The organism is Microvirga sp. HS2 (genome assembly GCF_055792805.1).
This window is the reverse complement of the sequence record NZ_JBVVAJ010000013.1, coordinates 73,279-98,098: the sequence shown is the minus strand read 5'-3', so window position 1 is coordinate 98,098 and position 24,820 is coordinate 73,279. Positions and strand designations below refer to the sequence as shown.

The 24,820-nt window shown below is 59.9% G+C and carries 23 protein-coding genes; 9 read left to right on the top strand and 14 right to left on the bottom strand.

The annotated features are described in order from the left end of the window. Positions 1 to 22: 22 nt before the first annotated feature. Genes trbJ through trbB form a run of 5 tightly spaced genes read right to left on the bottom strand, consistent with a single transcriptional unit; the run spans position 23 to position 4,827 of the window. On the bottom strand, positions 23 to 790 hold the full coding sequence (trbJ, locus tag ACS5Q0_RS13650; protein WP_473127186.1) for a P-type conjugative transfer protein TrbJ: 768 nt from the start codon (positions 788 to 790) through the stop codon (positions 23 to 25). Then, entirely contained in the window at positions 787 to 3,231 is a 2,445-nt protein-coding gene (gene trbE, locus ACS5Q0_RS13645) for a conjugal transfer protein TrbE (RefSeq protein ID WP_473127185.1), read from the bottom strand. The genes trbJ and trbE overlap by 4 nt, the downstream gene beginning before the upstream one ends. Before the next feature lie 11 nt (positions 3,232 to 3,242). Then, positions 3,243 to 3,521 carry a VirB3 family type IV secretion system protein gene (locus ACS5Q0_RS13640; protein ID WP_473127184.1) on the bottom strand — a complete coding sequence of 93 codons (279 nt, stop codon included), beginning with the start codon at positions 3,519 to 3,521 and terminating at the stop codon, positions 3,243 to 3,245. Further along, on the bottom strand, positions 3,521 to 3,850 hold the full coding sequence (locus tag ACS5Q0_RS13635) for a TrbC/VirB2 family type IV secretion system protein (RefSeq protein ID WP_473127183.1): 330 nt from the start codon (positions 3,848 to 3,850) through the stop codon (positions 3,521 to 3,523). The genes ACS5Q0_RS13640 and ACS5Q0_RS13635 overlap by 1 nt, the downstream gene beginning before the upstream one ends. Next, the gene (gene trbB / locus ACS5Q0_RS13630; protein ID WP_473127182.1) at positions 3,847 to 4,827 is read right to left on the bottom strand and encodes a P-type conjugative transfer ATPase TrbB; all 981 of its coding nucleotides are present in this window, start codon (positions 4,825 to 4,827) and stop codon (positions 3,847 to 3,849) included. Before trbB ends, ACS5Q0_RS13635 begins: the two co-directional genes overlap by 4 nt. A 347-nt stretch (positions 4,828 to 5,174) precedes the next feature. On the opposite strand from trbB, the gene ACS5Q0_RS13625 reads away from it, so the two are divergent. Continuing rightward, positions 5,175 to 6,227 carry a hypothetical protein gene (locus ACS5Q0_RS13625; RefSeq protein WP_473127181.1) on the top strand — a complete coding sequence of 351 codons (1,053 nt, stop codon included), beginning with the start codon at positions 5,175 to 5,177 and terminating at the stop codon, positions 6,225 to 6,227. Positions 6,228 to 6,402: 175 nt separating this feature from the next. Here the strand turns inward: ACS5Q0_RS13625 and ACS5Q0_RS13620 are convergent, their stop codons facing one another. The 4 genes from ACS5Q0_RS13620 to ACS5Q0_RS13605 form a co-directional block, all read right to left on the bottom strand. Next, on the bottom strand, positions 6,403 to 6,849 hold the full coding sequence (locus ACS5Q0_RS13620) for a ribbon-helix-helix domain-containing protein (protein ID WP_473127180.1): 447 nt from the start codon (positions 6,847 to 6,849) through the stop codon (positions 6,403 to 6,405). Positions 6,850 to 6,859: 10 nt separating this feature from the next. Further along, the gene (locus ACS5Q0_RS13615) at positions 6,860 to 8,842 is read right to left on the bottom strand and encodes a conjugal transfer protein TraG (RefSeq protein WP_473127179.1); all 1,983 of its coding nucleotides are present in this window, start codon (positions 8,840 to 8,842) and stop codon (positions 6,860 to 6,862) included. Between the two features lie 136 nt (positions 8,843 to 8,978). Next, positions 8,979 to 9,977, bottom strand: a complete 999-nt coding sequence (locus tag ACS5Q0_RS13610) for a LysR family transcriptional regulator (protein ID WP_473127178.1) — start codon at positions 9,975 to 9,977, stop codon at positions 8,979 to 8,981. Between the two features lie 108 nt (positions 9,978 to 10,085). Further along, a complete protein-coding gene (locus ACS5Q0_RS13605) occupies positions 10,086 to 10,826 on the bottom strand; it encodes a TetR/AcrR family transcriptional regulator (RefSeq protein ID WP_473127177.1) in 741 nt (246 codons plus the stop codon). Positions 10,827 to 11,025: 199 nt separating this feature from the next. Here ACS5Q0_RS13605 and ACS5Q0_RS13600 point away from each other — a divergent pair, with 199 nt between their 5' ends. From ACS5Q0_RS13600 to ACS5Q0_RS13580, 5 genes are all read left to right on the top strand, one after another. After that, positions 11,026 to 11,841: a class I SAM-dependent methyltransferase gene (locus tag ACS5Q0_RS13600; protein WP_473127176.1), complete on the top strand. Its 816-nt coding sequence runs from the start codon at positions 11,026 to 11,028 to the stop codon at positions 11,839 to 11,841. A gap of 331 nt (positions 11,842 to 12,172) precedes the next feature. After that, positions 12,173 to 13,168, top strand: a complete 996-nt coding sequence (locus ACS5Q0_RS13595; protein ID WP_473127175.1) for a hypothetical protein — start codon at positions 12,173 to 12,175, stop codon at positions 13,166 to 13,168. 172 nt (positions 13,169 to 13,340) lie between these two features. Continuing rightward, entirely contained in the window at positions 13,341 to 14,072 is a 732-nt protein-coding gene (locus ACS5Q0_RS13590; RefSeq protein WP_473127174.1) for a GNAT family N-acetyltransferase, read from the top strand. Between the two features lie 104 nt (positions 14,073 to 14,176). Further along, the gene (locus ACS5Q0_RS13585) at positions 14,177 to 14,986 is read left to right on the top strand and encodes an aminoglycoside adenylyltransferase family protein (protein WP_473127173.1); all 810 of its coding nucleotides are present in this window, start codon (positions 14,177 to 14,179) and stop codon (positions 14,984 to 14,986) included. 101 nt (positions 14,987 to 15,087) lie between these two features. Continuing rightward, on the top strand, positions 15,088 to 15,693 hold the full coding sequence (locus ACS5Q0_RS13580) for an isochorismatase family protein (protein ID WP_473127172.1): 606 nt from the start codon (positions 15,088 to 15,090) through the stop codon (positions 15,691 to 15,693). Between the two features lie 88 nt (positions 15,694 to 15,781). Here the strand turns inward: ACS5Q0_RS13580 and ACS5Q0_RS13575 are convergent, their stop codons facing one another. After that, on the bottom strand, positions 15,782 to 16,522 hold the full coding sequence (locus ACS5Q0_RS13575; protein ID WP_473127171.1) for a class I SAM-dependent methyltransferase: 741 nt from the start codon (positions 16,520 to 16,522) through the stop codon (positions 15,782 to 15,784). 461 nt (positions 16,523 to 16,983) lie between these two features. Here ACS5Q0_RS13575 and ACS5Q0_RS13570 point away from each other — a divergent pair, with 461 nt between their 5' ends. From ACS5Q0_RS13570 to ACS5Q0_RS13560, 3 genes are all read left to right on the top strand, one after another. Next, positions 16,984 to 18,420, top strand: a complete 1,437-nt coding sequence (locus ACS5Q0_RS13570; RefSeq protein ID WP_473127170.1) for an amidase — start codon at positions 16,984 to 16,986, stop codon at positions 18,418 to 18,420. Continuing rightward, a complete protein-coding gene (locus tag ACS5Q0_RS13565) occupies positions 18,404 to 19,027 on the top strand; it encodes a TetR/AcrR family transcriptional regulator (RefSeq protein WP_473127169.1) in 624 nt (207 codons plus the stop codon). Before ACS5Q0_RS13570 ends, ACS5Q0_RS13565 begins: the two co-directional genes overlap by 17 nt. A 210-nt stretch (positions 19,028 to 19,237) precedes the next feature. Then, entirely contained in the window at positions 19,238 to 20,188 is a 951-nt protein-coding gene (locus ACS5Q0_RS13560; RefSeq protein WP_473127168.1) for a DUF3626 domain-containing protein, read from the top strand. Positions 20,189 to 20,510: 322 nt separating this feature from the next. Here the strand turns inward: ACS5Q0_RS13560 and ACS5Q0_RS13555 are convergent, their stop codons facing one another. From ACS5Q0_RS13555 to ACS5Q0_RS13540, 4 genes are all read right to left on the bottom strand, one after another. Beyond that, positions 20,511 to 21,146 carry an HAD-IA family hydrolase gene (locus ACS5Q0_RS13555; protein WP_473127167.1) on the bottom strand — a complete coding sequence of 212 codons (636 nt, stop codon included), beginning with the start codon at positions 21,144 to 21,146 and terminating at the stop codon, positions 20,511 to 20,513. A 219-nt stretch (positions 21,147 to 21,365) separates the two neighbouring features. After that, complete coding sequence (locus tag ACS5Q0_RS13550; RefSeq protein WP_473127166.1) at positions 21,366 to 22,868, bottom strand: MATE family efflux transporter; 1,503 nt, start codon at positions 22,866 to 22,868, stop codon at positions 21,366 to 21,368. 45 nt (positions 22,869 to 22,913) lie between these two features. Then, complete coding sequence (locus ACS5Q0_RS13545; RefSeq protein ID WP_473127165.1) at positions 22,914 to 23,549, bottom strand: class I SAM-dependent methyltransferase; 636 nt, start codon at positions 23,547 to 23,549, stop codon at positions 22,914 to 22,916. Positions 23,550 to 23,738: 189 nt separating this feature from the next. Continuing rightward, positions 23,739 to 24,275: an AAA family ATPase gene (locus tag ACS5Q0_RS13540; RefSeq protein ID WP_473127164.1), complete on the bottom strand. Its 537-nt coding sequence runs from the start codon at positions 24,273 to 24,275 to the stop codon at positions 23,739 to 23,741. Positions 24,276 to 24,820 lie beyond the last annotated feature (545 nt).

Below are 24,820 nucleotides of genomic sequence, written 5' to 3'. Positions count from 1 at the left end.
GACGGTGCTCCCCTTCTGGCGATCAATTGCCGGTGTTGAACATCTGCGCGTTGCCCGGCTGGTAGCCGGAGCCGGGCGTCAGGAACCGGCGACGCTGCTCGCGGCCCTGTTCGGCTGCGGCCGCACGCTCCGCCTCGGTCAGCGTGCCGGCGCGACCATTGGCGGCGAGGAGCGCGATTAGGTCGGAGAGCTGCTGCGACTGGAGGGCGAGAAGCTGGTTGCCGGCCTGTGCCGCCTGAAGCGCGCCGGTCGCGCCCTGGCTTTGGCCGACCAGCGCCGACATCTGGGCCCGATTGGCGTCGATATTGCCGACGACCCCGGCCTGCACGCGCATGGCGTCCTGCAAGCCGCCGACGGTGTTCTTCCAGCGGTCGCGTGCGCCCGCCACCAGTTGCGCGTCAGTGGTGGATAGCGAGACATTGCCGTACTGGCTCTGGAACGCCTGATCGATCTTCTGGACGTCGAAGGCGATGTTCTGCGCCTGCCCGAGAAGCTGCTGGGTCTTCTGGACGTTCTGCTGCAAGGTCTGGAGCGCGGAGTACGGTAGGCTGGCGAGGTTCTTAGCCTGATTGATGAGCATCTGCGCTTCGTTCTGAAGCGAGGTGATCTGATGGGCGATCTGCTCCAGGTTGCGTGCAGCGGTCAGCACGTTCTGCGCATAGTTCGTCGGGTCATAGACGATGCGGCCAAAGCCGAAGGCATGGGCCTGCTGCGTCACCAGGACGGGCGAAACGGCCAGCATGGTTGCGGCCAGGATGGCGGCGCGCGAGCGGAAAGTACGGGTCTTCATGGCATGGTCTCCTTTTCGGCTTGGGGGAAGTTCGGGATGAGATCGGCCGCCCAACCGGCGTCGCGGGCGCGCAGCCACGCCGCGAGAAAGCCTTCGCGGCCGTGTTCGGCGACGAGGTTCGCGATGAGTGTCTGGTCGGATTTGGAGGATGCGGCGCAGAGCGCGAGGCCAACTTCGCTGAGGCCCAGCTCGAACAGGCGGTTGCCGCGCCGCGACTGGCAGTAATAATCCCGCTTGGGCGTCGCCCGCGCGAGGATTTCGATCTGACGATCGTTGAGGCCGAAGCGCCGATAGATCGCGGTGATCTGCGGCTCGATAGCGCGTTCGTTGGGGAGCAACAGCCGCGTCGGGCAGCTTTCGATGATGGCCGGCGCGATGCTCGAATTGTCGACGTCGGAAAGGGACTGCGTGGCGAAGATGACGGAGGCGTTCTTCTTGCGCAGCGTCTTCAGCCATTCGCGGAGCTGGCCGGCAAAGCCTTCGTCATCCAGCGCCAGCCAGCCCTCGTCGATGATGAGCATGGTCGGACGACCGTCGAGCCGGTCGCCGATGCGATGGAACAGGTAGGATAGAACGGCGGGCGCGGCGCCCCTCCCGACAAGCCCTTCGATCTCGAACGCCTGCACGGCGGCCGAGCCGAGATGTTCGGCTTCGGCGTCGAGCAGCCGGCCATAGGGCCCGCCGACACAGTAAGGCCGGAGCGCCTGCTTCAAATCGTTGGACTGGAGCAGGACGCTGAGGCCGGTAATGGTGCGCTCCTCGACCTGCGCGGAAGCGAGCGAGGTCAGCGCTGTCCAGATATGCTCTTTGGCCTCGGGCGTGATCGTGATGCCTTCGCGCATGAGGATTGCCACGATCCAGTCAGCGGCCCAGGCGCGTTCATAGGTGTCGTGGATGCGGGCAAGCGGCTGGAGCGAAACGGAGGCGTCGGAGCCTTCGGTGAGGCCGCCGCCGAGATCGTGCCAGTCACCGCCCATGGCGAGCGCGGCAGCGCGGATCGAACCGCCAAAGTCGAAGGCGAATACCTGCGAACGATCATAGCGCCGGAACTGGAGCGCCATCAGCGCGAGCAGCACGGACTTGCCCGCACCTGTCGGGCCGACGACGAGGGTATGGCCCACGTCGCCGACATGGAGAGATAACCGGAACGGGGTCGAGCCTTCGGTCTTGCCGTAAAGCAAGGGGGGCGCACCGAAATGCTCGTCCCCTTCCGGCCCCGCCCACACGGCAGAGAGGGGGATCATGTGGGCGAGATTGAGCGTCGAGATGGGCGGCTGGCGGACGTTGGCGTAGGCATGTCCGGGGAGCGAGCCGAGCCAGGCATCGACGGCATTGACGGTTTCGATCATGGCCGTGAAGTCGCGGCCCTGAATGACCTTCTCGACGAGGCGCAGTTTCTCGTCGGCGAGACGCGCATCGGCGTCCCACACCGCGATCGTCGCCGTGACATAGGCCATTCCGGCGACATCCTGACCCAGCTCCTGCAAGGCCATGTCGGCATCGGCCGCCTTGTTCGCGGCGTCCGTATCCACGAGGGCGGACGCCTCGTTGGTCATCACCTCCTTCAAGATCGCGGCTATGCTCTTTCGCTTCGCGAACCATTGCCGCCTGATCTTGGTCAGCAGTTTGGTCGCGTCGGTCTTGTCGAGCAGGATCGCGCGGGTGCTCCAGCGATACGGGAACGCCAACCGGTTGAGATCATCGAGCAGGCCGGGCGTCGTCGCGGTCGGGAAGCCGATGATGGTGAGGATACGCAGATGCTCGCCGCCGAGGCGCGGCTCCAGCCCGCCAGTGAGCGGCTGGTCGGCAAGCAGCGCATCGAGATAGATCGGCGTTTCCGGCACGCGTACGCGATGGCGCTTGGTCGAGACGGTCGAGTGCAGATAGGTCAGCGTCTCGCTGTCATCGAGCCATTCACACTCCGGCATGAAGCCGTCGAGCAGCGCCAGCACCCGGTCGGTGCGATCGGTGAAGGTGCGCAGGATTTCGTTCGGATCGACGCCGGTGCGCTCGCGGCCTTCATACAGCCAAGTTTCCGCGCGGGCGGCTTCCTCGGCCGGCGGCAGATAGAGGAAGGTCAGGTAATAGCCGGAGACGAAGTGAACGCCTTCTTCCTCGAAGTCTGCCTTGCGCTCGGCATCGACCAAGCCGGATGCAGCATCGGGGAATTGGTCCGCGGGATAGATCGCGGCCTGATGGCGCTGCGCCTCGACGAAGATGCTCCAGCCGGAGCCGAGACGGCGAAAGGCGTTGTTGATGCGCGAGGCGACTGCGACCAGCTCTGCCGCGACGACGCTATCGAGATCAGGCCCGCGAAACGTCGCGGTGCGCTGGAACGAGCCGTCCTTGTTGAGGATGATGCCGGGACCGATCAGCGCGGCCCATGGCAGGAAGTCGGCAAGGCGGCCGGCGCTGCGACGATATTCGGCGAGGTTCATCATGGCCGCGCTCCTCAGACCGACAGGTGACCAGGGATGCGCAGATGCCGGCGGGCGACCTCCACGAAGAGCGGATCACGTTTCGCGGCCCAGACCGCCGCGAAATGGCCGATGGCCCAGATGGCGAGGCCGACCAGCCAGAGGCGCAGGCCGAGGCCCACGGCCCCGGCCAGCGTTCCATTGAGGATCGCGATGGAGCGCGGTGCACCGCCGAGCAGGATGTGCTCGGTCAGCGCGCGGTGAACCGGGACGGTAAATCCCGGCACGTCCAGTTGCTCGAACGCGACCGCCATCAGACGAGCGCCCCGCCGCCAAAGGAGAAGAACGACAGAAAGAAGCTCGACGCGGCGAAGGCGATAGACAGGCCAAATACGATCTGGATCAGCTTGCGGAAGCCGCCGGACGTGTCGCCGAAGGCGAGCGCCAAGCCCGTGGCGATGATGATGATGACGGCGATAATCTTGGTGACCGGCCCCTCGATCGACTGGAGAATTTTCTGGAGCGGCGCTTCCCACGGCATTGAGGAGCCGGAGGCATGGGCGGCGGGAGCGAGGACGAGATTGACGTAGGCGAAGGCGGCGGTCGCGATCGTGCGACGCAGGCACAAGACGGAGCGGATCATGAAGGGTCTCCTGTGTTGGCGGTGGCTTGGGTGATGCGGTAGTCCCCGTCCGGGCCGAGCCCATCGACGCGGGCGAGTTCGGCGAGCCGGCGCGCGGAGCCGCGGCCGGAGAGGACGGCCACGAGGTCGATGGTCTCAGCGATCAGCGCACGCGGGACGGTGACGACGGCTTCCTGAATGAGCTGTTCGAGCCGGCGCAGTGCGCCAATGCCGGTTCCCGCGTGGATCGTGCCGACGCCGCCGGGATGGCCAGTACCCCAGGCTTTCAGAAGATCGAGCGCTTCAGCGCCGCGCACCTCGCCGATGGGGATGCGGTCGGGGCGCAGGCGCAGCGACGAGCGGACGAGATCGGAGAGCGTGGCGACGCCATCCTTGGTGCGCATGGCGACAAGGTTAGGTGCTGCGCATTGCAGCTCGCGCGTGTCCTCGATGATAACGACGCGATCCGCGCTCTTGGCGACTTCGGCCAGCAGCGCATTGGTCAGCGTGGTCTTGCCGGTCGAGGTGCCGCCCGCGACCAGGATGTTGGCGCGCCCGGCGACGGCCGCGCGCAAGGTCGCGGCCTGATTCGCCGACATGATCCCGGCGGCTACGTAATCGTCGAGCGTGAAGACGGCGACAGCGGGTTTGCGAATGGCGAAGGCGGGCGATGCGACGACGGGCGGCAACAACCCTTCGAACCGCTCCCCTGTTTCCGGCAGCTCCGCCGAGACGCGTGGCGACCGGGCATGAACCTCCGCACCGACATGGTGGGCGACCAGGCGCACGAGGCGCTCGCCATCCGCGGGCGACAGCATCTCGCCGGTATCGGCCAACCCTTCGGACAGCCTGTCCACCCAGATGCGGCCGTCCGGGTTCAGCATCACCTCGACGATGGCCGGGTCTTCGAGAAACCGCGCAATAGCCGGGCCGAGCGCCGTGCGCAGCATCCGCGCGCCGCGTGCGATGGCTTCCGGTTTTTGATGGCTGGTCGTCATATCGGCCCCGTTTCTTCACGAGGCGCGACAGACGGTCCCCGGAATTGGGGTCGATTAAAAGAGCCTGAAATCAGGCCGATTCAACAAGTATCGAGAGCCGTGCGGCGGTCGGCGGTTATCGGCGGCGAATAGGACTGCCAGCGTCTGAGTTGGGGTGGAGTGGGGATGTTCCGCTTTTGGCAACTGGGTTGCGTAAGCGGACGTACGTTCTACCAGCACATTACCGCTACGCGCCGCCAGAAAGTTGACATAACGTCGTCCACGCATTTGGCTGAATTGGACAGATGGCCGTTGTTTAAAGACCACCATCCTCCGAGCATTCATAATTCATTATGGTTGAAACTCCTGTGAGCTATCACTCAACTCTTCACTTCTCATCCGGCTTTCCAATGGTCATTGGCCTGCAACACATTGAGGACTACAAGAAGATTAAAGTCGCGAACCCGACAGAACGTATGATCTTCAAGCGAGATAGCAGTCACGAGGTGCATGGCATTGGCGTAACGCATGGCTATCACCACTACATCATTGCTACTCGTCCTCGCTGCATGTTCAAGCAAGACAGCTTTTCGTGGTTACCCAGCCAAAGCAAGGTCGTAGGCGAGCTTGAGTTTGAAACGGGGTATCGCGATTGGAGGAGCGTTCCGTTTGAGATGCTCCTCGATGGAAACTCGCCATATCATTTGCTACCGGACACACCAGTGCCGCCGCCCCAGGCAATCAGAAACGTTCGCCTTATCCGTGGCCCTATGGGACATCCAAATCGGATAATTGTTGAAGATGGCGCGAACCCCAGAGGGTTTTTCCTGGAACCAGACCTTCTGCATTTTATTCGAGTCGATGATCGAAATTGGCCGGAGTGTCTGGATTTCAAAGTCGAGTACATCGGTATTTCGACCGGCAAAGATGGAAATCGAGATTTCGCCGACCGTCTTTGGAACCATGAGAAAGTCCGTGAAATTGCGGGGGCTATTCAACGCGATGCGCCTAATCTTCAGGTATACGTCTTTGGCTACCAGAGCCGCTATCTTATTGAATGTGCCCCTCTGAGGTTCGTAGAAAACAGCAATATTCTTGAGACCGATCTAGGGGTACGTGCATCCGCGGAAGTCCTAGAGGCGGCATTGATAGGCCATTTCCGTCCCACGTTTAACGAAAGGCTCAAGGACTTTCCTGGTGGTAATCGGCCCCATTGGCTAAACAGCCTCAGGGAGATCATTCGCCCAAGCTACGAGCCTGCCGGGACAGCATTGCTTTCGGTGGTGCTCGCATCGGACAATAGACACAATCCAGAGGGAGCCTGGACTTTCGGGCGTTTTTACACTGATCACACGCGCTTGAATCACCACGGGGCGACCGATCTTTGCGAGATTACAATTAATCTCTCGAAAATCTCCTAAGCCGACACTGGATGAACATCCAGCGTTTATGGAAGCACGATGGTAGCAAATATACTATCACGATGACTGCTTCGGGCCGATCCAAGACCTTGGAAGTGCCTGGCTGAAAGTCAGCTTTCGGTTTCAATGCTTCCACAGCCGACGGCCGAAATGGGGTCGAAAGCTGACATTCTCCTCAAGGCTTATTGTCAACTGCCGTCGCGGCTTTGTAAGAAGGATCAATATCCCGCGAAAGCTCCTTGAGAAACCGGTCGCCGGTTGCGAGGCGCTTGCCGAGCGACTGCAAGAAGCCGTCGAAGCGTTCCGCGCCCTTGGCGCGAGCCGATGCCTGCGCGGTATCGGGCAACGGCGGTGTAAGGATCAGCCAATAGCGGATGAACAGTGAGACGGCTTCGCCGAGCACGGCGAGATCTTCGTCGAGCGAATCGATCTGACGACCGAACTTATCGAGGCGCCGCGACATGGCTGCTTCCAGCTTCTCGGTTGTATCGCCGGATAGAAAACACGCCACGGCTGCTTCGATGATGGCGGACTTGGAAATGTTTCGGCGCAGCGCCAGCGTCTCGACCTGTTGGAGCAAGGCCGGGTCGAAATAGACGTTCATACGGGTGCGGGGTGTCATGGCGCGCTCCTCAAAGCTCTATGCCGTCGCCGGGATCGAGCGAGGCTTGCCGCGCGACCATCCGCATACGGCTGCGCAGCGCATTGGCCTTGGCGGCGTCGACATCGGGTTCGTCGTCCAGAAGCTCGAACTCCTGGGCGGGTGATGGCGGTAGCGGCAGGATTTCTTCATGCTCGGGCAATTCCGGCTCGCGGCGGATGCCGGCATTGGCGGGATCGCCGCCGTCGTCTCCGCTGCTCGCGCCGGCACGGCCCGCCGCCGCGACGACGCGGCCTGACCAGTCATCGGTTGCGGCGGCATTGGCGGGTGCGGCCGCCAGCTCGGGCGGCGCGACGATGCGCTCCTGCAAGCGCGCGTCCTCGAAATACTTCGCCTTGGTGGCGCGGATCGGCGGTGTGCCCGCGACCATGACGATTTCCTCATGGGGCGGGAGCTGCATGATCTCACCGGGCGTCAGCAACGGGCGCGCGGTCTCCTGCCGCGAGACCATAAGATGCCCCAGCCAGGGCGACAGGCGATGACCGGCATAGTTGGTGGAATCGCGCAGTTCGGTCGCGGTGCCGAGCGCATCGGACACGCGCTTGGCGGTGCGTTCGTCGTTCGTGGCGAAGCTGACGCGCACATGGCAATTGTCGAGAATGGCGTTGTTCGGCCCATAGGCGCGCTCGATCTGGTTGAGCGACTGCGCGATCAGGAAGCCCTTGAGGCCATAGCCCGCCATGAAGGCGAGCGCCGACTCGAAGAAGTCGAGCCGCCCCAGCGCCGGAAACTCGTCGAGCATCAGGAGCAGCCTATGACGCTTGCTCGATGCGGTCAGCTCCTCGGTCAGCCGGCGGCCGATCTGGTTGAGGATCAGGCGGATCAGCGGCTTGGTGCGGTTGATGTCGGACGGCGGCACCACGAGGTAGAGGCTGACCGGCCTCCTGCCGCCGACGAGATCGGCGATGCGCCAGTCGCAGCGGGCGGTGACGCGCGCGACGACAGGATCGCGATACAGGCCAAGAAAAGACATGGCGGTCGAAAGCACGCCGGAGCGCTCGTTGTCGGATTTGTTCAGCAGCTCGCGCGCCGAGGATGCGATGACGGGATGCACGCCGGCCTCGCCGAGATGCGGCGTGTCCATCATGGCGCGCAGCGTGGCTTCGACCGGGCGGCGCGGATCGGAGAGGAAGTTGGCGACGCCCGCCAGCGTCTTGTCGGGTTCGGCATAGAGGACATGCAGGATCGCCCCGACCAGCAGCGAGTGCGAGGTCTTTTCCCAGTGATTGCGCTTGTCGAGCGAGCCTTCGGGATCGACCAGGATGTCGGCGATGTTCTGGACGTCGCGGACTTCCCATTCGCCTTGCCGGACTTCCAGCAGCGGATTGTAGGCGGACGATCGGGCATTGGTCGGATCGAACAGCAGCACACGGCCATGCCGGGCGCGGAACCCCGCTGTCAGCGACCAATTCTCGCCCTTGATGTCATGGACGATGCAGCTTCCCGGCCAGGTCAGCAGCGTCGGCACGACGAGGCCGACGCCCTTGCCGGAGCGTGTGGGCGCGAAGCAAAGCACATGCTCGGGGCCGTCATGGCGCAGGTAGTGCCGGTCGTATTTGCCGAGCAGCACGCCATCGGGACCGAGCAAACCGGCGCTGCGGATTTCCTTATCCTCGGCCCAGCGCGCGGAGCCGTAGGTGGCGACGTTGCGGGCTTCCCGCGCCCGAATGACGGACAAGCTGATGGCGGCGGCAATGGCGATGAAGCCGCCGGATGCAGCGATGATCGAGCCCTCGGCGAAGATCGCCGGCGCGTAGGCGTCGTAGGAAAACCACCACCAGAAGAAGGCGGGCGGATAGTAGATCGGCCATCCCGCCAGCTCGAACCAAGGGCTTCCAAGCTGAGGCTGAAATCCCAGACGCCAGGCAGTCCATTCGGTCGCGGTCCAGGTCATCACGAGAACGATGGTCAGGACCACGGCAATCTGACCCCAGAGGATTCGGGCTCCACGCATACAGGCTCCAATCGGCAAAAATGTTGGAGCCGATCAGAGAATAGCTGTTCGTGCGTGAGGCAATAGAAAATAGGACGCGAGAGAGCTGCCGGATACCATAGCGCGTGAATCGGACGGATTATGTCTGCGCTGAGTCTCACAATAGTCCGCTGCTTCGCGTTGACGTAGCGGAATCGGTATAAAATTGACTGGTTTGCCCGGTCCGGCTGAGCCGGTCCGCGAGAGTGAGCAGTTTCCGCAATGCTGCGCTGCGGTTGTGCGGCGACCAGATGGCAGAGAATGCGATCGGTTCGGGCTCATCCGCGATGGGAAGAAATACCACGCCGGGTGTTGGCGATAAAGAGGTCGCCACTCCCACAAGAGTGATACCGAATCCCTGGGCGACCATCGACAGAAGCGTCCCGCGTCCAATATCGAAGCGTAGAACGGACGGGGCAGGCCAGCGTCCTGCAAGGCGTAGGATGATATGGTTATGAACTTGCGGCCCAGTGCTGCCGTGTCCGACAAGGAACGTCTCTGTTGCCAAATCGTCCCAAGTGACGGCCGAGTGCTCGGCGAGCGGATGGTTCGCCGGCAGCGCGGCCAGCATCGGTTCAGTCCATAGCAGACGGGAGTGACAGTCGGGCGGTTCTAAAGTCCCAGTCACAAACGCAACGTCCAACCGGTCTTCGCGAAGATCGACCAGCATGTCGCGAGCCGAACCTTCCTTCATCTCGATTGCGATCCCGCTGTGTTTTTGGCGGAATTCTGTCAGCAGGTCGGCAAGGAAACTTCGGGCAACGAAGGCATAAACTCCGATTCGTAGTCGGCCGCTCTCTCCCCGCGCCGCCATGCCCGCGATCTTCACGGCGTGGTCGAGTTGGCTGACGCCGATTTTCACCTGGTCGACAAACTGTCGTCCGGGCTCCGTAAGCCTGACGCCTCTTGCGTGGCGTTCGAACAGCAGAATGCCAAGCTCTTCTTCCAGCGCTTTCATGCGCGCGCTGACGCTCGACTGGCTGACGCCGAGCGAGTTGGCAGCGTGGCGGAAGTTCAGGTGGTCGGCAACCGCCAATGCCTGGATCAATGAAGTCAATGGAATGCGCGAACCGAGAATAGTCCGGTCATGCATTTCCCCCTTGGTGCGCCTCCTCATGATCAACACATCAAACAATGACTCCGATGTGCTACCGCCTTGCAGATATGAAAAAGCATCATACGCCTCTCTAACTCTTCTTCCAAAGCTGGGTAGCGGTTACCTTCACTAAGTTTGCGTCGGACTCGATTCTCGATTTTGGGAAGAATTATTGCGGCAATCTCGAGCGTCGATGAGCGCTCGCAGATGCTGAATGTTGGCGAGTGGCACGCTTCCGTCCGGGAGACCGAGAACACGATCGATGGCGATTCCGTACAAGCGCAGGCGACGATCGAGCGTATCGATCAGTTGGTCCGTCCGGTCTTTCGTTGGCGACGCAATGATCTCCGCAAGAATGGGGTAAGTGCTCGCGGGAAGGTTCATGAACAGGTCGGCCACACTCTCCGCATCGAACGTGTCGAAGACGCCCCGGGCGACGCCGTCGGCGATGAGCTGCGTAAGGGCCGGCCTGAACAGGGCGGCCCATGCAAGCGTGATGCGCTGATACAGGACCTGGTTTTCCGGTCGATAGAAAGCCTCGAAGAGCCGCCATTGGACCGGCGCGGTCTCGATCTTTTGGTTCCATGATCTGTCCACGAAGGCCCTCAGGCGCTCCAGGGGATCGAGACTGGCATCCTGCAGGATACCCTGCGCCGCCTCATAGGCACTTTGGGCGAAGCGGCCGGCGAGCGCTTCGAGAAGCTGCTCCTTTGAGGAATAGTAATGGTAGAACGCGCCTTTGGAGAGGCCGGCCTCGGCGATCACGTCGTTGAGGCTCGCATTATCGTAGCCGCGCGACAGAAAAACACGCTGGGCCCAATCCAGGATTTCCGACCGGCGCACATCCGGGTGCTTGATCACTCGCGGCATTCAGCATTCCACGTTGCCCGCGCAGAGCGGCGGTAGACCATTGGTCGGTATAATAAACCGTTAGTCTAGTCCGAGCAAACCTTTTGTGCTAGACTGCTGGTCTGTATGATAGACCGCCGGTCGATTCGTGAATGGCAGCAGGCCTCTTGACGGTCCATCGGCCGGAGCCGGCGCTCCTGGGACCAAGGAATTACAACCGATGGATTCGGATAAAGTCACGCTCAGCAGGGAAAAGGAAACGCTCCTCATCACGCTTTTCGCGAAGGCGGGAGAGAGTCACCTTCCAAACTCCCTTTTGTCCGATGGTTGCGCCGCCGATGCCGTGCGACGGATTGACTATGATTTCGGCAGGCTGAAGGTCACTCGCGACATGATGGTTGGCATCGCGATCCGGGCGAAGACGCTCGACGATTGGGTCCGGGCCTTCATTGCCTCGCATCCTGAGGCCTGCGTTCTTCATCTTGGCTGTGGGCTTGACACGCGAGTCTTCCGTGTCGCTCCGCCAACTGGCGTGCGCTGGTTCGACATCGATTACCCGGAGGTCATTGCTCTCCGGCGACGTCTTTACGCGGCGAGCGACGGCTGCGAACTCATCGGCTCGTCGGTTGTTGATCTGAGTTGGCTGGAGCGGGTTCCGGTGGATCGGCCAGTTATGGTGGTGGCCGAGGGCCTCGTCATGTACCTCCGAAAGGACGAAGTTCAGCGGCTTTTCAGTGGCATCGTCGAGCGATTTCCCACCGGCGAAACGGCGTTCGATGCCTTCAGCCGGCTTGGCGTCTGGTTCGTCCAGCGACAGCCCTCGGTCAAGGCGACGGGTGCGACCCTTCACTGGGGCATCGACGATCCGCATGACCTTGAAAGAATGGTGCCGCGAATGAAGTTCGCCGCGGAAGTGCCCGCCTATGATCTATCCTATCTCGACCGGTTTTCATTTGCGGGCCGCATGAGCATCAAAGCCATGTTGGCAATCCCGGCGTTACGACGGACTGGCCGGTTCCTGCGGTACCGCTTTTAGAAAGCGCCCAGACGATGTTGGCACGTCCATCGCGATTTGGGACCTAACCCGTATGTTCAAATTTCCAGTGAGATTTAAGTTCAATGGCTGAGAAATTTGCGACAAGTGATCGTCGCATAGGAAAGAAGAGCGATGCCAGCGGGTCAGCCTCGCACACTGTTCGACAGTAAGACCGACAACCTATGTCATCGCAACACGCTGCCGATCCTCTTGGTCTTCGAGAGCCTCGGGCATTTCGAGAGCTTCGGGCATAGAGAGAAACGGTAGTTGACAATTTTTAGAAAAATGCCGCTCTTGCTTTGCCTCTCGAGCGCTTTTCGGAGGTAACTTCATGCGACATTTTCCGTATACCGGCTCTGGCCCTTATTGTTACTCGAATTCGCTCGCTATGATGTTCGGCGGCGCTGCGCCCGCCGCGGCAGTCATCGAGTTTGCGACCGGCAGCCCGTTTGGAATGCAGCTGGTCGGAGGTGCCTTGCCATTCTTCGATCCCTATGGATGGACTCCAGAGCTGGGCGTCGATGTCGCGCTCGAAGCCATGGGCTGGTCCTCCTCCTCCGCACAGGGTGGCAGCGCGCAGGAGGCGCTTTGCCGGCTTGAGGCCGCCCTTGCCAATGGTCCGGTCTGGGTTGGCCCGGTGGAAATGGGCTATCTCCGGCATCAGCCGGGCAAAGACGGTCCTATCGGCGCAGACCATTATGTCGTCGTGCTCGCTATCGAAGAGGGTCTGGTGCGGATGCATGACCCGCAAGGCTACCCCTTCGCGTGCCTGCCGCTCGATGACTTTCTGACCGCGTGGCAAGCCGAGTCCATCGACTACGGCGAGCCTTTCTCGATGCGCACCGATTTCCGACGCGTGCGTGAGGTCCATGAGGACGACGTCATCCGGGCCTCACTGCCCGCCGCGATGCAGTTGCTGTCCATGGAAGGCACGCAACATTTGCCGGCAGGGACAATCGGCAACGGCGACGCCGCCGAAGCCCTTGCGTGTATGCTCGAAAGCGGGTGCGGCGACGACCTTCGCGGTCACCTGATCCATTTCGCCATCCGCGTGGGGGCCAGGCGGCTCGCGGATGCCGCAACGTGTCTTGCCAGGATCGGTTACACGGATGCGTCGCAAGTCGCATCGAGACAGGCGCAATTGGTCGGCTCGTTGCAATACCCATTGACGGTTGGACGTGATGGTGAGGGGGCTGCCGTCCTGCGAAAACTCGCCCCGACGTACAAGCTGCTGCTCTCTGCACTGCGGGAGCCGCGATATGACAGCTTCGGGCGGTCAGCCGTTGGCAACGGGCTAGCTTGCTCGCGCAAACTCAATAATCCGTAGCGCTGCTAGGCGCAGGCCAACCGAAGAGGGCCGCCGAACGGCGAGGCCCATCTCTCCTGGGCAAAGAGATTACGGCAATGGCAACGAAGCCGGATATGACCAAATTCGTTGCCGTATCAGCGATCGCGGCAACGTTGTGTGGCTGCCAATGGACGAATAACGGAAAAGATTAATGCTGCTTGGAATGGACTGGCTCAACATCGACTATTGTACTCTATTTCAATTGAGAAATGACGGGCGGATCGAGCGCGAAAACGACCCTGACAATTCGCCGGGACCACGCTTCTGGCTGGCTGGATGCGCAGAGGGCAACATCTTCGGGGTGCGCGACGATTTGCCAGACGACGTCTACACAGAGCTGGAAAGCCTCGCCGCGAGTGAGCCGGCATTCACTCATCCGGCAACCCCGAGGCACCTCGATCGCTACCTGTCGCTGTTCAACGAAGACGGTCCTGTCGCATATGATCTCGGCCTGATTTACGAACTGCCGCATGCGCTCTCCTACAGGAGCGACGCTCGGATAATCGGCAGCGATTCCGCAGAAGGCCAGGACCTGATGCTGTCCTGGGCGGCGGAGGGAGTACCGGACGGCCTTGTCGAACTTGGCTTTCGCGAGGTGACGGACTTCTGGGAACCTTGGTGCGTCGCCACTGTCGACCGGCGGATCGCATCGGTCGCGTTTGCTGCACGGCTGTCGGAGGCTGGTGCCGAACTCGGGCTGGTGACGGCGAAAGCCTTTAGAGGCCAAGGCCTCGGTGCCGCTACAACGGCGGGCTGGTCACGGCATCCAGCGCTTCAGTCTCGCACACTGTTCTACAGCACAGACCGGAACAATGCGTCATCGCAATACGTTGCCGAGCGCCTTGGCCTTCGGCTTCGCGGGGCCAGCTTGCGAATCTCATAGGTCAGATCGTGAGGGGCCGCATCCAACATCAAGAATGCAGTCGCCGGATCCGATAGGGCACAGCCACGGTATTCAGGAAGACGAGTTTCCATTCAGGACGAGACATGCAGGAAGCAACAACAGAAATCCCGAAACAAGCGCGGGCGGTATTGGACACTGTTCGAGGCCTCTTCGAGGACGCCTTGCTGGCAGTATATCTGCATGGATCAGCGGTCTCCGGTGGTCTGCGGCCGCAGAGTGATATTGACCTCCTCGTCGTCATCGATCGCCCGATGACAGAAGCGCTGCGCAAAAGCCTGCTGGCCGCCTTGCTGCGGGTTTCCGGTCGACATCCTGCCAGTCCCGGCGGCCCGCGCTGTATCGAGGTGATGTTATTCCAGAAATCTGAACTCGCCGTGCCGGGATTTCCGGCGCGGGCTGACTTCATCTACGGTGAGTGGTTGCGGGACGCCCTTGAAGCTGGCGAACTCCCGATGCCTGTGACAGACCCGGAAATCACCCTGGTGCTGGCGCAGGCCCGGAAGGAGTCTCGCCCCCTGTTCGGTCCCGACGCTGCCGACTTGCTGCCGGAAATTCCTGCGGAGCACGTCCGACATGCGATGCGCGATTCACTGTGTGCGCTCCTCAACGGCCTGCATGGTGATGAACGAAATGTTCTGCTGACGCTTGCCCGGATGTGGCACACGGCAACCACCGGGAAGTTCATTAGCAAAGACGCCGCAGCGACATGGGCGATGCCTCATTTGCCAGAGCCGCTGGCGGAAGTAGTGGCCTGTGCCCGTGAGGCATATCTTGGCCGAGTCAAGGATGACTGGGGAACCAGCCAGGCTGATGCGCGGCAGACAGCTAATCACCTATACCAACAGGTGATTACTCTTCTGAAGCGCGAGGAGTCCCGGTTGAACTCAACGTAGACCGATGTCCCTCCGAAATGAATACAACGAAAATTGTTCACCCGCGCGCCGGCGGCAACTGAAGTCATAACCAAGATTTATGTTTTCTCGATCGTGAAGTTATGAGGCCAGTGCAGAATTTCGTCCCGATCTCGATGAATACGGTTGACGCCCTGATCGTAGTCGATGTGCAGAACGCATTCGTATCAGGTCCTGAGGCTGTTCCAGGACATAAAATGCTCATTTCTACGATTGAGGTGTTACTTACTCAGGCCAGGCTCGCCAACGCGCCTGTGATCTTCCTCCAAAACGATGGTGCTGTCGGTGCCACCGATGAGCCGTTCCAACCGGGGTGGGCACTCTTCTTTCCTCCGCAACCACACGAGAAGATCGTCCGGAAAAAGAGAGATAACGGGTTCGACGGAACGGATCTGCACACTATCCTTAAAGGCCTCGGCATACGAACGGTCGCGATGTGCGGAATGCTCTCGGAAATGTGCCTTGCTGCTACTGCGCAGGCAGCCATGGAGCATGGTTACGGTGCTTTGCTGCCGCACGACGCGGATGCAACCTACGACGTTCCGGCCGGCCCAGGGTCAGAAGCGGTTCCCGCAACGATGGCGGCGCGAGCGGCAGAATGGTCACTTGGCGACGAGATAAAGATTTGTGCAGCGTCGCATGAAGTCCGTTTTGTAGCAGCGCGCTCCGACTCGCCGGCCATCTTCTGAGACTGTCTGAAAACTAGACCGCCGTAGATGTCAAAGTGACAGTCAATCCGCTAGCCGCCCGTGTTATGTGGCACGGGCGGCTTGACGCCTAGCGTGTTTCTATCTTCCGAGCCGAGACCAGGAGCATCATTGGCCGCTCCAGCTCTTCGGCCAGTTCAGGTGAGCGCTCGATCTGTTCGCGCGTCGGGGCGAACTCCTCGATCCTCCGCAACTCGAAGCCGGCATCAATCAGCGTATTGAGGGTGGTGCCGAGGCTCCGGTGATACTTCAGCACGCCCTTGGCGAACCAATCCGTGCGGCGCTCGCCCTCAATCGAATAGCCATTAACGGGCCAAGTCTTGCGACCGTCCTCATCGGCGATCCAATGGGGATGCGCCGCAGCCATGAAGATCGGATGCTCGATCGTGAAGATCAGATTTCCGTCGCAAACCAGCGCCTTGTGGATCATGCGCGCGAGGCGCTGGAAATCCTCGACATAATGAAAGGTGAGGGCGCTGTAGACGAGGTCGAACGCCGCCTCGGGCAGTTCCAGCGTTTCGAGATCGGCGGTCCGATAGTCAATGGCCGGATCGGAGGTATCGGCGTTGGCGCGTGAAATCATGTTCTGCGACAGATCAAGACCAAGCACCGAGGCTGCACCCTGGGCACGCATCCAACGCGAGGCCCAACCGAACCCGCAGCCCAGATCGGCCACGCGCTTGCCGGACAGCGTTGGCAGCATAGCTCGGATCGCTGGCCATTCGGGCGCACCGTCCAGCCCTTGCACCTGCCGGGGCAACTGGCTGTAGCCAGCGAAGAATTCGGGATTATCGTAGATATTCTGTGCCATGTTTAGCTCCATAGGGAATGGAGGACGAGGCATGTTTCAAAGCGGAAAGACCTCGTCCGTGTGGGGCGAGGCCAGGGTTCGCGATCCGCGTGTTCAGCTTGCGTGGTCGACATCCCGGCACCCCGCCTTGGGGATGCCGGCCAACCGGGCGACAATATGGGTGTCCTTCTCGACCATGACCGAGATCTTGGTGAGACCTCGGCAAGAGTCAAGTCTGCGGCACGGCAGGAACGGTCGCAAACGCATCAGTAACTCAGTTCGGTCGATGCCTCTGGCAAGCTCCGGAGGTGTAGAATGTTCAAGGGCCGCCATTTCGATCGCTCGGTGATCCCGCTCCGCCTCGGCGCCGCTCTCAACTGGCCCAAGACCTAGCAGACCGGAGTTTGCGACAAGCTTCCTGCGTCCTTGAACTGAAAAGAGAATCAGATATTCTCTTTTCAGTTCAAGTTCACGGAGCCGATATGTCAGTTTCAGCCACGTCAATTGCCAGTCTGGATGCTTGTGCCCAGGTCGAGTTGGTGCGCACTGGAGAAGTATCGGCCTTGGAACTAACCGATGCCGCTATCGAACGTATCGAACGCCTAAACCCGATCCTCAACGCGGTGGTATCGTTTGACTTCGACCAAGCCCGTCGCCGTGCCCGCGTGGTCTCCAAGGACGCATTGTTTGGTGGCGTGCCCACACTGATCAAGGATGTCCTACCCTATCCAGGGCTTCCGCTCGGAATGGGTGGGAGATTCCTGCCGCAGTTTCCCATGCCGAGCGGCTCCCCCTATACGGACGCACTGGATGCGGCAGGCCTTGTCGTGCTGGGAAAAAGTGCAACCTCTGAATTCGCTCTTCTGGGCACAACCGAGCCCGTCGGCGGCAACCCCGTGCGCAATCCATGGAATTTGAGCCTCTCGTCAGGCGGGTCGTCTGGTGGCGCCGTTGCCGCGGTCGCATCAGGCATGGTGCCGCTCGCCCATGCATCCGATGGTGGTGGCTCTATCCGTGGCCCATCCTCATTTTGCGGGCTCTTCGGCTTCAAACCAAGTCGAGGACGCACACAATCCAATGGCCTGCCCGAGAGTAGTCCGAGCGTGCAGTTCCTCAGCGAACATTGCGTCAGTCGCTCAGTGCGCGACAGCCTCGCTTGGCTTCAGGCAACGGAGCGACAAGACAACGATCAGCACATGCCGTCGCTTGATGAGCTTCGGGCCAACCGAAGGCCGTTTAGGATCGGCGTCTATCGCAACGATGGTTTCGGCAATGCCCCTGATCCTGATGCTGCGGCCGGCCTCGAGCTGGCCATGCGGACTTGCGAGGCGCTGGGACATTCGGTCATCGAAATAAGTTCGCCCCCAATAGACACGAAGGCGGCAAGTGAAGCTTTCTTCACCCTTTCGGCAAGCATGGTTGCGGGCGGGCTGGAATTCTTCCGCAGCATGCTGGGCAGCGCCTATAACGAGGATAACCTCGAGCCCTACACACGCGAATTGGCAAAGCGAGCTCGAGCCATGCCGCAGGAAGCTTGCATCAGGGCCCTCGAAACGCTTTCGTCCGCGGCGGCAGTCGCTAAAGGAACCATGGCGGGTTTTGATGTCCTGCTCTGCCCGACGGTCGGCTTTCCGGCATTCGAACTTGGCAGATATACACCGGACAAAGACGTGGAAGAGCTCAACGCTTTTATCGTGAGAGTGGCGAGTTACACATTTCCGGCATCGCTTGCTGGATGGCCAGCGATGTCGATGCCGCTATATTGGACGCACGCCGGTTTGCCGCTGGGCAGCCATTTCAGCGCAGCCGCCGGGAACGATGCCCTGCTGTTTTCCCTCGCTCTGCAACTGGAAGAAGCGTTGCCTTGGCAGCCCCGCTTTAGTGCCCTTATGGATCGCTTGTATGCCGCAACGGCTTAAAGACGATGTCCGCCAGAACATCCTAATGTCCGCCGCCCACGTTTTCGCCGAGAAGGGTTATGGGGCGGCCACGCTCGCTGACGTGGCGCAAGGCGCGCTTGTCACGACCAGCAATATCTACAAGTATTTTCCTAACAAGGAGGGATTGCTAAACGCCCTCGTGACACCGACCATTGCTGCCCGCCTACTGCGCCTTGTGCGCGCACGCATCCGCGAACTGGCAATCCGCGAAAATTGGAGTTCGGGGCAGGCGGATCAATCGCGGCCCGCCCAAGAATTGCTCTCCTTCTGGATCGAGCATCGGCTGGCCGTTCTCATTCTTTTGCGCGGTGCCGATGGTACTCGTTTTGGCCACGTCCGCGATCTCCTGATCCGTGAGATGGAGCGCCTTTCATTGCGCTTCCTTAAGCGTCAGAGCCATGGCGAGACGGCTTCTCCTCAGGTTCGCTTCGTGCTCGTCCGACTCTTCACCAACACAATTGATATGATTGCCGATATCCTCGAAAACTTCGAGAATCGCGACGGGATCCAAGCGGCTTTCGCCGCCTTCTGGACCTATCATCTCGCCGGGCTCCAGGCCGTGCTCCATCCTGAGAAAACCGGATGAGTTCCTTCGAACGCTGCGGACCGTCGCGGCTGGACAACCGATGACTGCACGGAATGAACAAACGACACCGGAATGACTGCAAAGGGTCAAAAGCTGTCTCTAGGAGCAGCCACCTGGATGTCTGCCCTTCGCATTTCCTGACGCTTGGTCAACTTCAGCTTCATGCTATTCAGAGACGTTCCGGATCATCGATTTCACGAAAGCCTCTCTATGGGTGACGTCAAGGCTTCACTCCACCTGAAAAACCGGGCTGAAGCGCTCCGATCAGCAAACTCCAAGAGCAGCTTCACAGATATGGCAGACGCATCGAACAGCAGATGCAAGCATCATCCATGCGTGGACAAAGCGATCAGTCATGTTCGCAGCCGATCAGAAGGCTCTCCAGTTCCCACGGGATTGCCGGTCACCCTGAACTTCCATCCCGATATTCTGCATCGGGGCCGGTTGATGATTGAGGCTCTCGCACAGGAGGGGATCTATCGCTCGCAGTTCGAAACCGGCACGAGCAACGGCGGCATGACAGCTCACCCTAGCGGCGACCGTTGGCGGTGGGAAAGCGAGATGTTCGGCGCCGCCTATGACAACATGGCCCCGGACCTGCGCCCAAAATACGGAGCTCTGAACTATCTCGGACGCGTGACAGGCGGTTCGCCGCGCTTTGGCTCTTCACACCTGCGGCTGCGCCCCCACGTTCTGGCCCGCACCACGTTCTGCTATCCTGATAGCTACCTAGATCCGGTTGATTTCGGTGTATCCGACCGCATGAGCCTCATTGCCCTGGCAGAAAAGGGGCGAGCTTCGATGGACGTGCTGGACAGCTACATCGAAGCCCACGTGCATGGCCCGTTGATCTTGGCGGAGGACGTGGAGGCCATAGTCCTGGATTCGTGCTACCGCAACACACCCATAGAAGCGGTGGCGGCGGCACTGCCCTTTGCTCTCGAATGGCATCCCGGATTTCGGATGCCCGTCAGTCAGATTGAGGACTGCGCGGCGTATCGTGGGCTGGAGGTTGCGAAGCTAGCTGCCTCCATTGCAGTGGATGGTTCAGTGACACCCCGCGAGATCGGCCTGGCCCTACGATTTAATAGAGCTGCCCCGCAGTCTCTCAAGCGCGTGTGGCATTGCGTGGCGAGGTTCGGTGGCCCCATCGCCGAGTAGCATCCGGACAGGATCTGCCACAATTTTCAACTGCGGACAGAAAGATCCTAGATCGGCTTGTGTCTGTGAGCTGATCGGGCAAGAGGAGGAGATGTCTGTCATGTCGAGATTGGTAATCGCGGTTTCTGTGGCGCTAGCCGCGACCACTGCCAGTTGAGGTCAGCTCCCTGAAGGAATCCAACCGCTGGAAAGTCCCAGCCTCTGGTTAGATATATCATAGACTGTTTTCATGATTTGTGGGCCACGCCGATGAAACAGATTGCTAGGCCGGGACGAGATAGTCGGCAAAGCTTGACCCCACGCCTACTCGACGGAGTCTATTTCATTGAAGTGATTGCCTGAGAAGTTCGTTTAACTGAGCCATCTCGAAGAAAGGTACAGAGTCTTTGTGAAATCCTGCGTCTTTGTCCGGGACATACTGGAAAGCCTTCATTCCAGCTTGCAGTGCGGCCTCAATACCAACCTCGCTATCTTCGACAACCGCACACCTGTTCGGCGCAACTCCCATCATTCTCGCCGCGTGTAAGAGAAGACCAGGATCAGGCTTCCAAAGCCCGACATCATAGGCACTGAATACACGACGGATGAAGTGTCCGTCTATCCCGGTCCTTTTCAACGCCTGGTGGATCTTGTGAGGCGGGCCGTTCGATACTACACACTTAGGGAGCGACAAACTGTCGAGCATAGTTACGACACCAGGAATCGGCTCAAGGTCAATGGCGAAAAGCTCTGAAACGCGTGATCTATAAGCTTGTTCAAAATCTACCGGAAGCCTTCGACCTATAGACGCTTCAATTTCATTGAAGATCACTGACAGCTTTTTTCCTCGATAGTATTTTATCAAATCTCCAATGGGCTTGTTCAAATCGGGTAGCAGGTCAAGAAGCGCTTGATTACATATTGCCTCGCTGTCAACCAGTGTCCCGTCCAAATCAAACAAGACGCATACGCTCTTCATTCGATTGCCTTCGATTCTACGGACTGTGTCGCGAACGGTCTCAGGATGAACGCCGAGTACGATAAGCTCTACATAGTTGTGAAACCTAACACGGCATACCCTGGAGTCTGTCCGTGAGGGGCGAGGTAATGGTGATGGCGGCGTTTGCCAAGTCCACCCGAGCATACTCGCACTTCCACCGAGCGACGCTCGGCTAATCCGCAGCGATTCCACGCAAGGTCAGGAACAAATTCTGTACCGGACGGCGGACCGTGTATCTGTATGGGGCAGGGGTGTCTGATGGTCCGCGATTGCGGAGTGATACTGACCTCCTTGTCTTCCTTGATCGCCCCATGAGTCCTGTGCACCAGCGGACGGATTCTCGACCTTGATCAGGCGCTGCAAGGCATAGATCGCAGCGATGCCCGACAATGCGCTACCGGCTGCCCATCCAAGGATAGCGCCTTCTGCGTCGTAACGATGAGCACCTAGCGTCACTGGAACGACTACACCAACCGTCGATGCAAGCCAGCTGACGAGCATGGCCATTCCCGCGCGTTTCATGCTGGAAAACGCCGCGGTTGTGATGAACAGTGCGCCGTTGAAGAAGAAGAACACTGCTGCGAAACGGCAGTAAAAAATAACTAGTTCTCGGGCGGTGCCTTCCGCACTGAAAAAGGCCGACAGTTGTTCGGCGCAAAGCGCTATGATCAACCATACGAGGACGACGTATGAGGCGCTTAGGGACAGCGCGTTCCATACCGTCGAGCGTATCCTGTCTCCCCGTTGAGCGCCGTAGTTCTGACCGACGATCGGAGACACCGCTCCTCCGATTGCGAAAAGAGCTCCAAAGGCGATCGGTATCAACCGCCCGATAATCGCCCAGCCAGCAACTGCTCCGTCCCCGAACCGCGCCATTGTATGGGTCATGTATGCGCTGCTGATCGGGGTGGCGAGTTGCGCGACACTCGCAGGCACCGAAACTCCAAGAAACTGGCGCAGAAGGCGAACCGACATTTCGAAGGAGGGCGGTGCAACCAGCTTGTGAACCCGTATGGCTCCATGGGCCGCGAGCAGAAGCAGCGCAGCGCGAGAGATGACGGTGGCGATGGCAGCTCCCTCAAGCCCGTGGTTCATGCCGAAAATCATGAGTGGGTCGACGACTGCCGCAATCAAGCATGACCAGATCTTCGCTTTCGTGGCACGACGGACGTCGCCTGCAGCACGTATGATTCCAGTCGCGCACATGCTGAGCACTGTGATCGGAGTTGAAGCGAGCGTGATTCTCAGAAAGTCCCCAGCGAACCTGCTGGTGTTCCCAGAAGCTCCGAGGAGCGCCAGGATATAATCCAGTTTGAGCAAGGACAGGATCGTTATGAGGATTGCGGACAAGACGCTCAGTGTCATTGACACGCCCCCTGCCTCTGCAGCTTCTTTTCGGCTTCCGCGACCCAAGGCTTGGGAGACCATGGCCGTCGTCGCAACCGAGAGACCAATTGAGAGGGAGGTGGCGAAAAACTGGACTGCCGATGCAAATCCCACTGCGGCTGTAAATTCTTCTATCTTTAGCCTCGAAATGTAGAAGAGGCTTAGAGCATCGACAAGGAAGACCGCGAGAGCCCCTGCAGCACTTGTTATCGACATGACGACAACATGTCGCGTCGTCGAACCAGATGTAAATTTTGCGCTGTCATTTTGCACTGGCTCTGTCTCGCGCACGGAACTGACAAGGCGGTGATTCAACTGTTACTTCTTCGGACGGAAACGTTGCGTGGTCGTACTCTCAGGTTAGCGGAGGATCCGTTCCGCCTGTCTTGTTGTCCAGAACAACGCATGCCCGCCGGATCCTTCGGGGACGAACTCCTCACGCTGAACCGTGAGGCCAGCCTGTTCGAGCCAGACTCGGTAGGTGGCGGCATCGGGGTGGCTCCACCACATGGGTTCGTCTCCACCGAGCCAATTGCTTTCGATGCCTGTCCAAGCGTTGTGGCCGGTGGTGGCGACGAACCACCCGCCAGGGGGTAGCCACTCGGCAACCTTGGTCAGCAAGACGACTTGCTCTTCCTGCGGCACGTGGATGAGCGCGTAGAAGCAGACGACAGCGTCGAACGTCTCCGGCTCGAAGTCGATCGTCGTGGCATCGGCCAAGAGGAATTCCGCCTTCGGTACGAGTTCTCGGGCCCTCGCGATCTGCACGTCGCTGATGTCGACGCCGACCACCCGGCGGCCAGTGGCCGCCATTGCCTGCGCGACGGGAATGCCGGACCCGCAGCCGAGATCAAGCACACTCGCCGCGGGCGAGATGTGCTTGTCCAGTTCAGTCAGCCATGTTCGGTACTTCTCACCGCCGAACGCCTGGTCGTAGCGGTCGGAGAGTGCGTTGTAACCCCGTCGGACTAGCTCTTTCGGATCCTCAATGGTCATCCGGGCATCCTGTCATCACTTATCACCCACCGATCACGATACTTCGCGCGTAAACGTACTCGCGAGACTAAGTCAGGCCTGCCGACGATTTCGAGGCGTGAAATACGGACGCTCGCTGACCGACCAAGGGCACGACACAGGCTCTGCGCGCGGTCCGATGCGTGCCGCTCACCTACACTTTCTTCTGTCTCATTCCCTCAGGAGATAGGTTCCGCTTCGTACAGCCTTGATGACCGCGGCAAGAGTTTCTTCCCTAGAATACGCATCTATCGGCAGGGCATGCCGTTCAAGCTGACCGAGCGAAGAGAGTTGCTTGTGGAGTTCCGTGATTGGACCGGGATCGGTCAATGTGTTGCCGCCTCGCTCCTGACAGCGCTGAATGGCCACGTCGAGAGCTGGGCGGAGAACTACGTAGTGAACAGGCACCGAGATCTTCTTGAACGGAGCGAGGAACCACGGTCCGACAATCCCGTCCACGATGACAAAATAGCCGCCCCTGGCATAGCCTTCGGCGGCTTGCGCTAGCACGTCGAGAACAACGGTGTTCTGGTCATGCGCTTCCGGCAGATAGGGTTGGATCGCTCCATTCTTGATGAAAAGCCAGAAGTCGTCGGAATGAAGGTGGACCTTCGACGATCCGGGCTCTCCGGCGAGAGTCTGCGCCGTCGTGGTTTTACCGGAACCGGGAGTGCCCGTCAGGATGAGTATTTCGCCTGTGTGATTCATGCGCTTCTACCTACATTGAGCAGGCCGATTGACAGCCTGCAGACCGCGGCCCGTCCTAAGTCCTCCGGCCTGGACGGTAGCTTGGAAATAGTGCCTGCATTCGTCATTGCGACGGAGATGCTCCCGGGCAAACCCGGCGGCAGGAATACGGCGTGGTCGGATATCGCCAGTGATGTCAGTCGATATGCAGCATAGCGTCACCCCCATTTCAGGGCGGTGATAGTGAATGCCGAAAATAGAGATTCTCCGCTGCAACGTAGTTCGTGGGTAGCCGCAAAGAGCAGTTACGTTGATCGTGCAAATCGATCATTATGTGGGGGACTTTCAGCCTGCCAAAATCATAGTTCATCGCCTCATGGCATCGGCAGCGAAGCCGTCGAATGCAAGGGTATTCGGAGATTAGCTCTCCCCCGCGCTCGTGAAGAGCGTGATGAGAAGGGTTCTCTTTTCCTTGGTGAGGCTGATTTATCCGACTTCATCTACGCAGAATTCCTTTCGTGTTCGCAACTGCTGCTTCCAGGGACATGAGTGCATGCACTTGGGCG